The sequence below is a fragment of the Marinomonas atlantica genome (genome assembly GCF_001639725.1).
In the GTDB taxonomy this organism is placed as follows: Bacteria; Pseudomonadota; Gammaproteobacteria; order Pseudomonadales; family Marinomonadaceae; genus Marinomonas; species Marinomonas atlantica.
The window spans coordinates 115,291-130,901 of record NZ_LTAW01000003.1 but is presented as its reverse complement, the minus strand read 5'-3'; the positions used below and the strand labels follow the sequence as shown (position 1 = coordinate 130,901).

Here is a 15,611-nt window from a genome sequence, read left to right as displayed (position 1 = left end):
CTCAAACAGAAAAGCCCCACATTGGGGGCTTTTAAAAAATTATTGCAAACCCGATTAACCGATGAGTGTCTTACCGCCCATGTAAGGCACAAGTGCTTCAGGGACAGTAACCGTACCATCTGCATTCTGGTAGTTTTCAAGAATCGCTACCAAAGTACGGCCTACGGCTAAACCTGAACCATTCAAAGTATGTGCCAACTCTGGCTTGCCTGTTTCTGGGTTACGCCAGCGAGCCTGCATACGACGTGCTTGGAAGTCCCACATGTTTGAACAAGAAGAGATTTCGCGGTATTTCTGTTGACCAGGAAGCCATACTTCAATGTCATAGGTTTTATGCGCAGAGAAGCCTAGATCACCACCACAAAGGATAACGGTGCGGTAAGGTAAGTTTAGCTTTTGTAGAATGACTTCGGCATGACCGATCAACTCCTCAAGCGCTTGCGTAGAACAATCAGGACGACAAATGTGTACTAGCTCTACTTTTTCAAATTGATGCTGACGGATCATGCCGCGAGTGTCACGGCCGTAGCTACCTGCTTCACTACGGAAACAAGGTGTATGCGCAACAAACTTCTGATGCAAATCTGCGTCGTTTAAGATCTCATCACGGGCAATATTGGTTACAGGAACTTCTGCCGTTGGGATCAAATATAGGTCACTATTACCACTGTCTTTATCGACGGGAACTTTGAACAAGTCATCTTCAAATTTTGGTAGTTGACCTGTACCGCGTAGCGATGCGGCGTTCACTAAGTAAGGCACATAGATTTCAGAGTAGTTATGCTCTTCGATATGAGTATTCAACATAAACTGAATCAACGCACGATGAAGACGAGCCAGATCAGAGCGCATAACGGCAAAACGAGAGCCAGTAATCTTGGCCGCCATTTCAAAATCTAACATGCCTAGTGCAGCACCCACATCAACATGGTCTTTGACATCGAAGTCAAAAGTACGCTGCTCACCCCAGCGACGAATTTCAACGTTATCATCTTCCGTTGCGCCCGCTGGTACAGATTCGTGGGGAATGTTTGGAATGCTTTCAAGAAACGCTTCCATTTCGGCTTGAACCTGAGAAAGCTGTTCTTTCGCTGCTGACAAGTCATCGCCTAAAGTGGCCGTTTTTGCTTTTAATTCATCTGCCAAAGCTTTGTCGCCCGCTTTCATTGCTGAGCCAATTTCTTTAGATGCGGCGTTACGGGACTGTTGCAGGTTCTCTGTTTCAATCTGAATTGCTTTACGACGTTCTTCTAAACTAGAGAAAGTCGCCACATTTAAATCAAAGCCTTTTTTCTTTAGTAAAGCGGCAATCGCTTCTGGATCCGCCCGTAGAGCTTTAATATCTAACATCGCTGCAACAAAACCTTATGTAGTTGAATATTGAAATAACTGTTGGAAATTGGCCTTAAAAAAAGCGCGCAAGGCCTATGCCTGCGGCTAATGCTAATATACCTAACAAACAGCTTAATGATAAATAGCTTAAGGCACTTAGCCAAGCCTGCTGGTTCACCAGAGACACAATTTCTAGCGAAAAAGTTGAGAAGGTTGTAAAGGCGCCTAAAAAACCGACCATAAGAAAGGGGCGTAATGACTCTAAGCTAGGAATACGCTCACTAATAATCACAAATGCGACTCCCATGAAAAAGCTTCCTAGTACATTAATAGACAGTGTTGCCATCGGAAATGGCGCCTGCCAGAAAGCATTGAACCATTTAGCGACGGCATAACGCGACACAGCGCCTAACGCACCGCCTAAAGCAACCATCAAATAAAGCACTACCAGTTTTCTCCTTCATGATAGCGTTTTTGTGGGCTACACTGATCTTGCTCTTCAAGCCAGGCCAGTTTCTCAGCAATTTTCTTTTCCAACCCTCTATCAGTTGGAATGTAATAACGTTCAGTAGCCAATTCAGCCGGCAAATAGGATTCGCCTGCAGCATACGCATTTGGCTCATTGTGAGCATAGCGATAATCTTCACCATGCCCCATGTCTTTGGCAAGGCTAGTCGGTGCATTACGCAAATGATTGGGCACATCCAAACTTGGCTGTTTTTTTACATCGCTCATCATTTGGTTAAACGCTTTGTATAATGCATTACTCTTAGGTGCGCACGCCATATAAACTGCGGCTTGAGCAATCGCACGATTACCTTCGTATGGGCCGACTCGCTCAAATATATCCCACGCATTTAACCCAATCTGCAAGGCTCTTGGATCAGCATTACCGATATCTTCTGAGGCAATCGCCAGTAATCGTCGGGCAATATAAAGAGGATCACACCCCCCATCGAGCATACGCGCCATCCAATATAATGCGCCATCAGGAGAAGAGCCTCGTACCGACTTATGAAACGCGGATATCTGATCATAAAACACATCACCGCCTTTGTCATAGCGACGAATGCTGCCCCCTAGTATATCTTCTAACTGGGCATTAGTGACCGCTTCTCCGTCCTCAACGAAATCCGCCAGGATTTCCAAAAAGTTCAAGCTACGACGAACATCACCATCTGCAGCCTGCGCTAAGATCGCTAATTGTTCATCTTTAATTTGGATCTTACGATCGCCTAAACCTCGATGAGCATCATTTAAGGCATGCTTCATCGCCGATAAAAGGTCATCAACTGAAGGGGTTTGTAAACGGTAGACTCGAGCACGAGACAATAAAGCGGAGTTAAGTTCAAAAGCTGGGTTTTCAGTGGTCGCACCAACAAACAGAAACGTGCCATCTTCTATATACGGTAGAAAAGCGTCTTGTTGCGACTTATTAAAACGGTGCACCTCATCGACAAACAGTAGCGTCGACTTTTGAGTCATTAAACGCCATTGCTTAGCATCGTCAACCGCCGCACGAATATCCTTTACGCCTGACATAACGGCTGACAGCTCAATAAACTTAGCGTCCAATGAATGGGCAAACAACTGAGCAAATGTCGTTTTTCCTACGCCTGGCGGCCCCCATAAAATAAACGAATGCCCTTGGCGACGTTCCACCATTTTACGCAGCGGCTTTCCTTCGCCAACTAAATGCTCTTGCCCGACATATTCGTCTAATGTTTTAGGACGCATGCGGGCAGCCAGCGGTTGCATTAGGTTAACATCATCGGTGGCAAACAAATCGTCCATTAGTTACTGCTCAATAATTACATCGACGGACTCAGGTAGGTCCACATTGAAATTCTGTTCTGAAACCCCTTCATGAGCCTCTATATTCGAGAACTCAATCACGGTTGTTTGACCTAATACATCTTTGATGCTCATTGCACTGATCGACTTATCATCAAACGACAGTGTTAATGAATCAAACAAGTCTTCTTGATCGTTAGGCGCTAGCTTATAGCTGTCCTTACCGACGCTTTCGACAGCATAATGACTCAATACATTAGCAGCAGAATCTCCCAGCAAAGCTGCAGGTGAATTACCGACTGTTCCCGCAAAAGGTTTACGTGTGGCTTGCTCTAAATCAACATCCCAAATCGTAACCCACTCGCCGTCTGAAATAATTCGCTGCGGAAAAGGTGTAATCGTATCCCAGACAAAACGATTAGGCGCTGCAAGCAAAAAAACACCTTCGCTGTGCTGAACTTGCTCCCCCTGCTCATTATACGTAACTTGGCGAAACTCACCTTCGACGTTGCGATTATCATCAAGCAATTGTGTCAGTGAATCGACTGATGTATCAGCCCAAGCATTCACTGCTAAAAACATGCCTAGCGCACAAATAAAACGACTCATACATTTTCCTCGCGTAACGGATTCCTATTCAGGAATCAGAATCTCTCGTTGACCGTTGGTTCCCATTGGTCCGACTAATCCTGCAGATTCCATTGCTTCAACCAAGTTTGCAGCTCGGTTATAGCCAATTTTTAAGCGTCGTTGAATAGAAGATATAGAAGCTTTACGCGTTTCTATCACAATTTTCACAGCTTCGTCGTATAAGGCATCTTTGTCTTCACCACCGCCTGCGGTCAACTCTTCCGCACTCACGGTCACATCATTAATGTAATCTGGCTCACCACGTGCTTTCCATTCCTCTACCACTGCATGCACTTCTTCGTCCGACACAAATGCACCATGCACACGTATTGGGGTTGGCAGGCCTGCCGGTAGATACAACATATCACCCTGTCCAAGCAGCTGATCGGCGCCACCTTGGTCAAGGATAGTTCGAGAATCTATTTTCGAAGATACTTGGAACGCCATACGAGTTGGTATATTAGCTTTAATCAACCCAGTAATAACATCAACCGAGGGACGTTGAGTCGCTAGTATCAGATGAATACCTGCCGCACGAGCTTTTTGAGCAATACGTGCTATCAGCTCCTCAACCTTTTTACCTACAATCATCATCATGTCGGCAAATTCGTCGACGACAATAACGATGTACGGTAATGGCTCTAGATAAGGTACTGTGCGTGCCACACCATCTTCCGAGAACATCGCCATTTCAGGTGTCCATAATGGGTCTTCAATAGGCTCACCTGCTGCTGCCGCTTCACGAACTTTCTTATTAAAGCCTGCAATGTTTCGCACACCTAATTTGGACATTAATTTATAACGACGTTCCATTTCATCCACCGACCAACGCAAGCCATTAGCGGCATCTTTCATATCTGTTATAACAGGCGTTAATAAGTGAGGGATGCCTTCGTAAATAGACAGTTCCAACATTTTAGGATCAACCATGATCATACGTACTTCGTCAGGCGTCGATTTCAACAACATACTGAGAATCATGGCGTTAACCCCCACCGACTTACCCGAGCCGGTAGTACCTGCCACTAATACATGAGGCATTTTAGCCAAATCGACCACTACCGCTTCACCCGAAATATCATGCCCGAGCGACAAGGTTAAAGGCGATGTTGCATTGTCATACATTGGTGTATTGATTACTTCAGAAAAGTAAACGGTGTCACGGTTTTGATTTGGTATTTCAATACCAATGGTTGATTTACCCGCAATAACTTCGACCACTCGTACACTTAATACACTTAATGAGCGCGCTAAATCTTTAGCTAAGTTTGTGATTCGAGAAACTTTTACACCAGGCGCTGGCTGAATTTCAAAACGGGTAATAACCGGGCCTGGGTTGACCTCTACAACTTCTGCTTTCACACCAAAATCTTGTAATCGTTGCTCTAATAATGCGGAAAGATCTAATAGTTCATCTTCCGTATAACCACCTTTTTTAGGCTTCGGAGGTGTTAAAACAGCTCGATCAGGCAAACTATAAAGTGCTTCAGAGCGCTCAACTTCAGCCGATGGCCCACCAAGGCCATCAAGTTGCTTGGCCTCTGACAACGTTTTCACCGCAGGTTTGTGTGCCGCTGCATCAGGAGTAGGTTGCGCTGATAATTGTGTTTTAGGTAGCTTGACCACTCTCTCTGTTATGATGGTCTGTTCATCCACACCTTGATCCGCTGCAAACTGAAGCTCTGTTTCTTGCTGCGAACGAGTCTGGGTAGAAGATTGCTCCATCGCTACTTGCTCTTCAAGAGACTTTTCAGTACTGAAAGTTTTCTGCTTATGCTGCATGTTAGCAGCTGACAACTTTGTTTTAGATAGTGCACTAGGTTCTTTCTTATCCCATACTTCATCAAAGCTGATATCGCGATGATCTTCTTCGACATACAAGGTATCTGTAAAATCAAAAGTCTCATCGCTGTCATTAAAGGACGCTGAGTCCAGCCCATCAAAACTTGGCTCTCGTTGTTCTCTATTGGTTTCTAGTTGAACTGAGTCTTCTGTCTTGGACGAACGAGCAAACTTGCCTTTCATTTTTTCCCATAAAGACACTTTCTTTTCCGTTTCAGTTGATTCGACCTCTTCGTCGATCACTTGCGTCACTTTCTTCTTGCGGAATATAGCAGGCTTTTCTAATTCGTCTTCTTCGACTGCTTTCCTAGCTGCTTTCTCAGCAGCCTTTTTCGCTTTCTGTTTAGTTGATTTATCATCTTCTTCTACATCCTCATCACGTTGAAAACGTCCAATAACCCACAGATAAGCCATTTCCGTACGCTCGCCAATAAATTCAAGCGCCTGCGACCAATGGACTTGAGCTAAAAGAGTAAACGCGAGTAAAACCAAAGCAAGACTGACTAGAGTAGCACCATCGTAGCCAATCCAGTGATAGAGCAACTGTCCAAGGGATTGGCCTAGAATACCGCCTGCTCCAAACTGGAGCGAAGCATTTCCTACTGTATGCAAGAAACAAAGTGCGGAGCCAAAGCTCAAATATAAAATACTACCAACGCAACAAAGAATGGCATTATTAAGCGGGATCATTTGGTGTGGGTTGCGCCATAATATAAAGGCAACTAATAAGAAAAGAAGAGGTAACGAATAAAAAAGGCTGCCAAAGAAGGCTGACAATAAATCAGCTAACATTGCACCTATCGGACCCATAGAATTTTGAACGGTACCGCCACTACCAGAATAAAACCAACCGGCATCTTCTGGATTGTAGGTATACGTCGCAAATGCAAAAAATAGAAAAAATATCATTGCGGCAATAAACGCCGCCTGCTTCGCGAATGTTCCCCAGACAAGTGATCCTACAGACTCACGCCCTACTTGTGTCAAAAGCCACCTTCCAATGTCATCAGCCAATGTTTAAGGTGCAAGCTTACCATAAAAAAAGCCAGCCCGAAGGGCTGGCTTTCGCTTTTGCTAAGATAGGGAAATCTTAGAAAGAAGCTGTTACACCTAAAACGTTCTTCTCTACACCAGCGTAAACACCGTTGTAGTTTTCAAAGTAGTACGTTAAATCGCCAGCACCATAAGAAGCAACGAAGTAAGTACCATCTTCTTCATTAACACCTTCAAGGTCTTTAGCGTATTGAAGAGTCAAAGTAAGCGCTTCAGTAGCAGCAAACTCGATTCCGAAACCAACTTCTTCAACGTCTGTAGTTGCTGGATCTGTTCCACGCTCACCAGTACCGTAGTTAAGAGAGAATGTAGCTGGACCTGCATTGAATTGAGCACCAACGTTTACTGCGTTAGCATCGCCAATCGCGCCGCCAGAGATACCTAGCTTGATACCTTCAAGATCAGCAACATAAGAAATTGCCGCGCCAACATCTGAATCATCTGTAGAGTTTGTAGTAGCTTCAAGTGCTACAGTAAGGCCTGGAGCTACAGCGTAACGTAGACCAGTGTTATCAGTATCGCCTTGTGCTGTACGTAGATCGATACCAGTGTAACCAATCTCATCCATGCCCATGAATGCGTTCGCAGCTACTGAACCGTCGAAACGACCAAAAGAAACTGCACCTTGTTTAACGTATAGTTTTTCAAAGTTTACAGAAGTACCTTCGTCAGCGCCCGTAGTCGCAACTTCGATCTCTGCATATACGATACCAGTATCGATAGATAGCTCAACTTCACCTACGTCAGTACCATCAGCAAGATCGTTTTTAGCTTTAGAATCACCGTAGTAGCTAGTGTATTCTAAGCCTGCTTCACCAGAAAATACTGGCTCAGCCGCGAAAGTAGATGTAGATACCGCAGCTGCAACAGCTGATACCGCGAAAACAGAAGCAAGTTTAATCGCTTTCATTCAAGATTCCCCTTTAATTATATATGTTCGGTCTTAAGACCTTTTGAAAGGCTTAGCACCTTAAAATTATTTAACGCTGCAATATCAGCGACTTAAACATAGTAAAGCCTATCAATTTCAGTTTTGTGACAAACCCACAACACCGAAAAATTTTTAGCTCATCAGCAGCAATTCGTTTAGTTTTTTTGTTTGCTGCTCTGAACTTACTTGATTAAAACCAAGATTCGCTTTGCTGGTCAAGCATTACAGACACTTTTTTTGATTTTTTTTTGCATTTTTCGTGTTTTGCTTATGTCTTGAGGTTAAAACAAGCATATCAAAGAGTGTTTTCATGCGGTTTACGTACGATTTTAATACATATTCCCTACAAAGAGACAAAAAAAGCGTAACTATTACACTTAACGCTAGGAAAACAAGGTAAAAATTATGGATAATAATGGCATCGGAATAAGCACTTATAAGAGATTCAATGCTAGATCACACTGAAAAAAGCTCAAAAAACACACAAGAGCTCGTTCTTCTGACAGAATCTATCTTTGATACACCAGACCCCTTTAAGTCCTTGGATGACCCAGAAGGGCTCTCTGCAGTCGGTGGCGATTTAAAACCTGAGCGATTAATTCACCTTTACCAGCATGGTTTTTTCCCTTGGTACAGTGACCCCGATCCAATCCTTTGGTGGCATCCACATGAGCGCTGCACACTGATTCCATCAGATTTTCATACCAGCAAATCACTTCAAAAAAGTCTAAAAAATAAAAACTGGCACTGGAAAGTCAACACAGATTTCAGGCAATCTGTCGACATATGCCGTAAACTACGGGCTAACAATGAAGGAACCTGGATATCCAAAGACATCATTGATGCGTATTCAAAATTAAACGAGCAAGGCTTTGCTTTTTCTGTTGAAACTTTTTTGGAGAATGAATTAGCTGGTGGTTTTTATGGTGTTGCCATGGGGAATATGTTTTTTGGAGAATCTATGTATTCGCTTAAAAACAATGGCTCAAAAGTGGCATTATGGCAGTTTTGTCAGTTAGCAGCTGAACTAGGTATACAAATGATCGACTGCCAAGTATATTCAGAGCACCTTACGTCATTGGGCGCCAAGATGATTAACAAACGTGATTTTGTTAATACGTTGCAGCACTTGATACCCAGCCCTAGCCCAAACAGCCGACTAGCAGCACTAGCACAGCAGAAAGAGCCTTTACCCATTACTAATTTTATGGGCTAAATTTGCTTTTTAGCGCTATTTTGGGCAAAATACGGCCGAAATTTTAGCAAACTCGCCAATCACAAGCCTATTTTTAGCCTAAATAGCGAGAGAATGCTTAACCTTAATTAAGAACAGGACACTGATTGTGGCAAAAGAAGACAGCATTGAAATGGAAGGTACGATTGTCGATACCCTTCCAAACACTATGTTCCGTGTGGAACTTGAAAATGGTCACGTTGTGACAGCGCATATTTCCGGAAAAATGCGTAAAAACTACATTCGAATTTTGACAGGCGATAAAGTTAAGGTTGAACTGACACCTTACGACTTATCAAAAGGTCGAATTGTTTACCGTTCTCGCTAATTTAAACGAGAATGTGATTCATAAAAAAAGCCGCTTAGTCATTTAAGCGGCTTTTTTGCGTTTAAGGCATGTCGAAAATAAAGCCTTTCACCCATAGACAGCTTCATGTCAACAACGCACTGGCTCTTTCTTAACAGAGAATGACAGCTCATCTTTCTCTTCGTCTAATGCGACTGAGACAACACCACCTTCTACTAAATCACCAAATAAGATCATATTAGCAAGTGGTTTCTTCAGGTGCTCTTGGATAACACGCGCCATCGGTCGCGCGCCCATCTGACGGTCATAACCTTTACTGGCCAACCAACCGCGAGCTGTATCACTCACTTCAATCAGAACACCTTTAGCATCTAGCTGAGCTTGTAATTCGACCAAGAATTTATCAACAACATTAAAGATAACTTGTTCATCAAGCTGTTTAAACTGAATCACAGCATCTAAACGGTTACGAAACTCAGGAGTAAAGGTTTTGTTAATAGCCTCCATTCCATCTGTAGAATGATCCTGCATAGAGAAACCAATCGACCTCTTAGCAAGCACTTCAGCACCCGCATTCGAAGTCATCACTAATACCACATTACGGAAATCCGCTTTACGACCGTTGTTATCCGTCAGTGTACCGTGATCCATGACTTGTAACAGTAAATTGAAAACTTCAGGATGTGCTTTTTCAATCTCATCCAACAACACAATGCTGTGAGGGTTCTTAGTGACGGCCTCAGTCAGTAAACCACCTTGATCGAAACCAACATAGCCTGGTGGCGCACCTATCAAACGTGATACCGCATGTCGCTCCATGTACTCAGACATATCAAAGCGAATAAGCTCAAGCCCCATGATCTTCGCCAGCTGACGCGTAACCTCGGTTTTACCAACACCGGTTGGTCCAGCCATCAAGAATGAACCAATCGGCTTCTGCTCGGCTTTCAGGCCTGCACGAGACAACTTAATCGCATCCGCTAAGGATTCGATGGCACCATCTTGACCAAACACCACCATTTTCAAGTTGCGCTCAAGATTAGACAGTACTTTCTTATCATCCGAGTTGGCCGCTTTAACTGGCACTCGCGCGATCTTAGAAACGATATCTTCAATATCTTCTACCGTGATGATTTCTTTACGTGTCTCTTCTGGCTGCAAGCGCTGATAAGCACCGGCTTCATCCACTACATCAATGGCTTTATCTGGCATATGACGATCAGGAACATAACGCTGCGCAAGTTCAGATGCGGCCTTCAAGGCTGCGTCTTCGTATTTGATTTTATGATGCTCTTCAAAGGCACCGATAATGCCCTTCAAAATTTCATAGGTATCATCAACACTCGGCTCATTGACATCGATTTTCTGGAATCGACGAGCCAAGGCATGATCTTTTTCGAAGATGCCACGAAATTCTTGGAACGTTGTTGAGCCAATGCAACGTAATTGACCGGAACTTAATGCAGGTTTCAGTAAGTTCGAAGCGTCCATCACGCCACCAGATGCCGCACCCGCGCCAATAATAGTGTGAATTTCGTCAATGAATAAAATGGCATTAGGAAGCTTTTTCAACTCGCCTAAAAGATGTTTTAAACGCTTCTCAAAATCACCACGATATTTGGTACCCGCTAAAAGAGCACCAAGATCTAACGAATAAACAATACCGTCAGCTATCACATCAGGCACTTCGCCATCCACAATACGCTTAGCAAGGCCTTCAGCAATAGCGGTTTTACCCACGCCTGATTCACCCACTAAAAGCGGGTTATTTTTTCGGCGACGAGAAAGTGTTTGTACAACTCGCTCAACTTCGTTTTGGCGCCCAATTAATCGATCTATTCGACCTGCTTTTGCTTCTTCATTTAAGTTTGTCGCATACTTTTGCAGCGGTGCATTAGCTGTTTCATCACCGTCTTCGTCTTCTTGCTCAATGGGTTCATCTGGTGTTGAGCCGCCTAGTTTTGAAATACCATGAGCCACAAAGTTTACGACATCGATACGCGCAACGTTGTGACGACGCAGTAAGTATACGGCTTGGCTTTCTTGCTCACTAAAGATCGCCACCAATACGTTTGCACCGGTCACTTCGCGCTTACCAGATGATTGAACGTGGAAAACCGCACGCTGGAGCACACGCTGAAACCCTAGGGTAGGCTGCACTTCCCGCTCTTGATCGTCTTCTGGGATAAGGGGGGTAGTGCTGTCAACGAACTCTTCTAACTCCTTGCTCAAAGTTTCTAACGTAACACCACAAGCCTCTAGCACTTTGTTTGCGGCAGCATTGTCAATCAAAGCTAATAAAAGGTGCTCAACGGTCATAAATTCATGACGCTTATCTCGAGCGGCTTTGAAAGCATTATTCAAGGTTTGCTCTAGTTCTTTATCTAGCATCGCTTATCCCTCACTAAAAATCAGTCGACTTTTTGCAAGTCGCACATTAGGGGGTGCTCGTTTTGCTCTGAAAACTGCTGCACCATAGCTACTTTGGTTTCCGCAATACCATACGGGTAAATGCCACAGACACCCTTCCCTTTGGTATGTACTTCCATCATTACATGCTGGGCTTTTTCTGAATCCATATTGAAAAAGCGCTGAAGAATAAATACGACAAAATCCATTGGCGTATAGTCATCGTTAAATAAAACCACCTGATACATAGACGGTGGCTGAAGATCAGTTTCATCTGGAGCAATCGCAACTGACGAGTGACCGTTATCATCGTCCTCTAAACTTAGACTAATTTGCTTCGATGCAAACATCTCGGACCTCAAACACTACAAATATTCACGTTAATTAGCATTTCCTCAATCCATAGTTACTCAGAAAGTGGAAAACAATAAGAATTTTACAAATCCACAATAGAGTTCTACTCTCAAGTTATATGTGGTCAAAAGTCACACAATTAAACCCTATTGAAATCATGAAAGTGAGTTTAACAGATCTTTAATCACATATATCAAACCGAATTCATTAACAGCGTTTATTTGCGGTTCGGCTAATCGAGCCAAAGAGTATTGAAGGAGTGACTCATGCATCGTGGATCCGTTAAATGGTTTAATAACGCAAAAGGATACGGCTTCATTGTATCTGACAGTTTTGACGAAGATTTGTTCATTCACTATTCAGCGATCAACGTCGAAGGTTACAAAACCCTTAAGGCAGGCCAAACTGTCACATTTGACACCTCCCCTGGAAAACGAGGCTTACACGCCGTTGAGATTACGCCAGTTGGGAGCGAAGCTAACGTCGAGGAAGATATTACAGAATCAGCCTAGCAAAATTTAAAGATCACTAGACCAATCAAATATTCAACTACCTCTGGTATGATCAAATATTCTAGAGGTGTATTACTACACCCTAAACTTTCTGTTTAAGTGTTTCTACCATGCTTTTGTTATTAAACAAGCCCTTTCAAGTCCTCAGCCAATTTACGTCCGATGGGCATAAAAATACCCTCGCAAGCTATGTAGATATTCCTGCAGTCTACCCTGCGGGTCGGCTAGATTTTGACTCTGAAGGTCTTTTATTGCTGACCGACAAAGGTCCTTTACAGCATTTGATTGCCTCTCCAAAATTCAAAATGCCGAAAACCTATTGGGTGCAAGTGGAAGGTGAGATTAATGAAGATGCCATTAAAGCACTTCAAGTAGGTGTAGAGTTAAAAGATGGGCTTACCAAGCCTGCAGAGTGCCGTAAGATGGACTCACCTGATATTTGGAAACGAATACCACCTATTCGTGAACGCGCCAATATTCCAACTAGCTGGATTGAACTCAAAATAACTGAAGGCAAAAACCGTCAAGTCAGACGTATGACCGCCCATGTTGGCTTCCCGACACTTCGTCTGATTCGAGCTGCAATAGGCCCCTACAGCGTTGAAAATATTGCGCCTGGGGAATATGTCATTGCCGAACCCACACCAGAACTTGATGAACAGGTCACACAATTTGAACGAGAAAAAGCGAGAAAGACTCCCTCACCTAACCGTCGCAGCCCTAGTAGTGGATCGAAACAATCGCTACCTAATGGTAACCGAGACTCAAGACGGGGAGATCGTTATCAACCAACCAGCCGGTCACGTGGAAAACGGTGAGTCGCTTCAACAAGCCGTTATCAGAGAGACTCTAGAGGAGTCTGGTTGGCAGATAGAACCTAAATCTGTTTTGGGATTGTATGCCTTTACGCCTTACTCAGGTGCAGATACATATCATCGCGTATGTTTTATTTGCAAACCGAAACACAAGACAGATCAGGCACTCGACAAAGATATTATTGAATCTAACTGGCTCACAAAAGATGACATACTAGCTCACAAACAACGAAGTCCATTAATTATGCAATGCATCAATGATTATGAACGCGGCCAATCATTCGCAATAGATAGCATCAACAATATGCACATTTTGCCAGACTAAAGACCTCAACAGCTGGATCCGCTACAATACACACTTATTCTAATGACGGGCCTTTACCCCGTTCCCACTATTAGAGAGAACCGATGAGTACAGAAAACCCAAACGCATCCATTAAAGTCATCGTTGGCATGTCCGGCGGTGTTGATTCATCTGTGTCCGCACTTCTTCTGCAGCAACAAGGCTATACAGTCGAAGGCTTATTTATGAAGAACTGGGATGAAGATGACGGTACAGAATACTGCACTGCGAAAGATGACTTAGCCGATGCACAAGCAGTTTGTGATAAGTTAGGCATTCACCTTCACACCGCCAATTTCGCAGCAGAATACTGGGACAATGTCTTTGAACACTTCCTCGAAGAATACAAGGCAGGCCGCACCCCCAACCCTGACATTTTATGTAACAAAGAAATCAAGTTTAAAGCGTTTTTAGAGTATGCACTCGAACTTGGTGCAGACTTCATTGCAACAGGGCATTATGTTCGTCGAGGCGAAATAGAAGGCGAACCAGTATTATTAAAGGGCCTTGATAACAATAAAGATCAAAGCTACTTCTTATATGCTGTTGGTAAAGATGAGATCGGACGCACATTCTTCCCTGTTGGTGAATTAGAAAAGCCCGAAGTACGCCGTCTAGCCGAAGAGTTCGACCTTGTGACACACAATAAGAAAGACAGTACGGGCATTTGTTTCATTGGTGAACGTCGCTTCAAAGACTTTCTTGAACAATACTTGCCAGCGCAACCAGGCAACATTGAAACTCTTGATGGAGACATCATAGGTAAGCATCATGGTTTGATGTATCACACAATTGGCCAACGTCAAGGTTTAGGTATTGGCGGTTTATCAAATTACCCTGATGAACCTTGGTATGTGGTTGAAAAAGACTTAGGCCGTAATGTTTTAGTCGTGACTCAAGGCGGCCAGCATGAATCCTTATTTAAGACCCACCTAATTGCCGATGGGTTCGACTGGGTTGCACGTCACAAACCAAACATGCCGTTGACTTGTATGGCCAAGTGTCGCTACCGCCAACCAGATCAAGAGTGCACATTAACAGAACTGTCAGATGGCCGATTAGAAGTTAGCTTTAAGGAACCACAACGTGCTGTAACACCAGGTCAATCAGTGGTTTTCTATGTTGGAGAACATTGTCTAGGCGGTGGCATCATCAATGTTGCATTTAACAAGTAACTCATACGATTCGCTTGGAGCAGACTATGCAGCACAGTGAAAAAGAACAAGCCATTGCATTAGCAGCGATTTTTCAAGCTGCTGAGCTGGTTGCCAACTTAGCGCGTAAGGGTAATACCGATCAGAGCTACGCTGAGCCGATGCTTAATAGCATATTGATGGTTAATGCCCCTGCAACCGAGGACATATACGGAGGTCAATTTGACTGTCAGGGTAACCTGGCACTTGGGCGACGTATTGCAACAGAGGTCATGGGCAAAGGCAAAGATGCCGTCAACCCGGACACCATTCGTTATGCGTTAAGCATGATCCATCTTGAATCTAAGCTACACAAAGACTCAGATATGCTTTCAGCAATCGGTCAGCGACTGAATCAACTGGAGCGTCAATTAGAGCACTATGAATCTGTCATGCATGAAAACGTGATCGCAGGTATTTCCGGAATGTACCAAGACACCTTAAGTAAACTATCGTTTCGCATACAGGTACATGGAGACAGCCGTTTCTTACAGCAACCTCACATTGCCCACCAAGTACGTGCCATTTTAATGGCTGGCATTCGTGCTGCTATGCTTTGGCGACAAGTAGGCGGAAGACGCTGGCATCTTATTTTTAAACGTAAAGCACTTCTGAAACAGCTTGAAGGTCGATTTTAATTTTCTCTACACTTCTAGTTCCAGAAAAGAAGTAAATTCGATATTTGCTTCTTTTCTGCTCCCCATATTTACAACAATCATTTAGATCAATCTTGACTATATTCTTGAGCAATATTTCTCCCCCTCTAATTGAGGTAATATAATGACCAAAAATTTAATCAAGACTGATTAAATTTAGAGAATGGCGGCCATAAGTCACCTTCTATCCAAACGGCTAACTAGCC

At 43.6% G+C, this 15,611-nt stretch carries 15 protein-coding genes; 7 read left to right on the top strand and 8 right to left on the bottom strand.

Features of this window, described 5'->3' with window-relative positions:
- Nucleotides 1-54: 54 nt before the first annotated feature.
- The 6 genes from serS to AYW75_RS05695 form a co-directional block, all read right to left on the bottom strand.
- On the bottom strand, nt 55-1,350 hold the full coding sequence (gene serS / locus AYW75_RS05720) for a serine--tRNA ligase (RefSeq protein WP_067096715.1): 1,296 nt from the start codon (nt 1,348-1,350) through the stop codon (nt 55-57).
- Between the two features lie 55 nt (nt 1,351-1,405).
- The gene (crcB, locus tag AYW75_RS05715; RefSeq protein WP_082856411.1) at nt 1,406-1,777 is read right to left on the bottom strand and encodes a fluoride efflux transporter CrcB; all 372 of its coding nucleotides are present in this window, start codon (nt 1,775-1,777) and stop codon (nt 1,406-1,408) included.
- On the bottom strand, nt 1,777-3,126 hold the full coding sequence (locus tag AYW75_RS05710) for a replication-associated recombination protein A (RefSeq protein ID WP_067096712.1): 1,350 nt from the start codon (nt 3,124-3,126) through the stop codon (nt 1,777-1,779). Before AYW75_RS05710 ends, crcB begins: the two co-directional genes overlap by 1 nt.
- 3 nt (nt 3,127-3,129) lie before the next feature.
- Nucleotides 3,130-3,735, bottom strand: a complete 606-nt coding sequence (gene lolA / locus AYW75_RS05705) for an outer membrane lipoprotein chaperone LolA (RefSeq protein ID WP_067096708.1) — start codon at nt 3,733-3,735, stop codon at nt 3,130-3,132.
- A gap of 24 nt (nt 3,736-3,759) precedes the next feature.
- Nucleotides 3,760-6,585 carry a DNA translocase FtsK gene (locus tag AYW75_RS05700; RefSeq protein WP_067096705.1) on the bottom strand — a complete coding sequence of 942 codons (2,826 nt, stop codon included), beginning with the start codon at nt 6,583-6,585 and terminating at the stop codon, nt 3,760-3,762.
- Between the two features lie 103 nt (nt 6,586-6,688).
- Nucleotides 6,689-7,561: a hypothetical protein gene (locus tag AYW75_RS05695; RefSeq protein WP_067096701.1), complete on the bottom strand. Its 873-nt coding sequence runs from the start codon at nt 7,559-7,561 to the stop codon at nt 6,689-6,691.
- A gap of 469 nt (nt 7,562-8,030) precedes the next feature.
- On the opposite strand from AYW75_RS05695, the gene aat reads away from it, so the two are divergent.
- Nucleotides 8,031-8,798, top strand: a complete 768-nt coding sequence (aat, locus tag AYW75_RS05690; protein ID WP_067096698.1) for a leucyl/phenylalanyl-tRNA--protein transferase — start codon at nt 8,031-8,033, stop codon at nt 8,796-8,798.
- A gap of 127 nt (nt 8,799-8,925) precedes the next feature.
- On the top strand, nt 8,926-9,144 hold the full coding sequence (gene infA, locus AYW75_RS05685; RefSeq protein WP_055461515.1) for a translation initiation factor IF-1: 219 nt from the start codon (nt 8,926-8,928) through the stop codon (nt 9,142-9,144).
- A gap of 108 nt (nt 9,145-9,252) precedes the next feature.
- Here infA and clpA read toward each other — a convergent pair whose 3' ends face one another.
- Both clpA and clpS read right to left on the bottom strand, forming a co-directional pair.
- A complete protein-coding gene (clpA, locus tag AYW75_RS05680; RefSeq protein WP_067096695.1) occupies nt 9,253-11,514 on the bottom strand; it encodes an ATP-dependent Clp protease ATP-binding subunit ClpA in 2,262 nt (753 codons plus the stop codon).
- 20 nt (nt 11,515-11,534) lie between these two features.
- A complete protein-coding gene (clpS, locus tag AYW75_RS05675; protein ID WP_082856410.1) occupies nt 11,535-11,882 on the bottom strand; it encodes an ATP-dependent Clp protease adapter ClpS in 348 nt (115 codons plus the stop codon).
- A gap of 270 nt (nt 11,883-12,152) precedes the next feature.
- Here clpS and AYW75_RS05670 point away from each other — a divergent pair, with 270 nt between their 5' ends.
- The 5 genes from AYW75_RS05670 (at nt 12,153) to hflD (ending at nt 15,387) form a co-directional block, all read left to right on the top strand.
- Nucleotides 12,153-12,398: a cold shock domain-containing protein gene (locus tag AYW75_RS05670; RefSeq protein WP_067096692.1), complete on the top strand. Its 246-nt coding sequence runs from the start codon at nt 12,153-12,155 to the stop codon at nt 12,396-12,398.
- Nucleotides 12,399-12,508: 110 nt separating this feature from the next.
- Nucleotides 12,509-13,216 carry a pseudouridine synthase gene (locus AYW75_RS18615; RefSeq protein WP_082856409.1) on the top strand — a complete coding sequence of 236 codons (708 nt, stop codon included), beginning with the start codon at nt 12,509-12,511 and terminating at the stop codon, nt 13,214-13,216.
- Nucleotides 13,149-13,538, top strand: coding sequence for an NUDIX domain-containing protein (locus AYW75_RS05665; RefSeq protein ID WP_082856408.1), 390 nt, complete (start codon nt 13,149-13,151; stop codon nt 13,536-13,538). The genes AYW75_RS18615 and AYW75_RS05665 overlap by 68 nt, the downstream gene beginning before the upstream one ends.
- 83 nt (nt 13,539-13,621) lie before the next feature.
- Entirely contained in the window at nt 13,622-14,731 is a 1,110-nt protein-coding gene (gene mnmA / locus AYW75_RS05660) for a tRNA 2-thiouridine(34) synthase MnmA (RefSeq protein WP_067096689.1), read from the top strand.
- 26 nt (nt 14,732-14,757) lie between these two features.
- Entirely contained in the window at nt 14,758-15,387 is a 630-nt protein-coding gene (hflD, locus tag AYW75_RS05655; protein WP_067096686.1) for a high frequency lysogenization protein HflD, read from the top strand.
- The last annotated feature ends 224 nt before the right edge of the window (nt 15,388-15,611 follow it).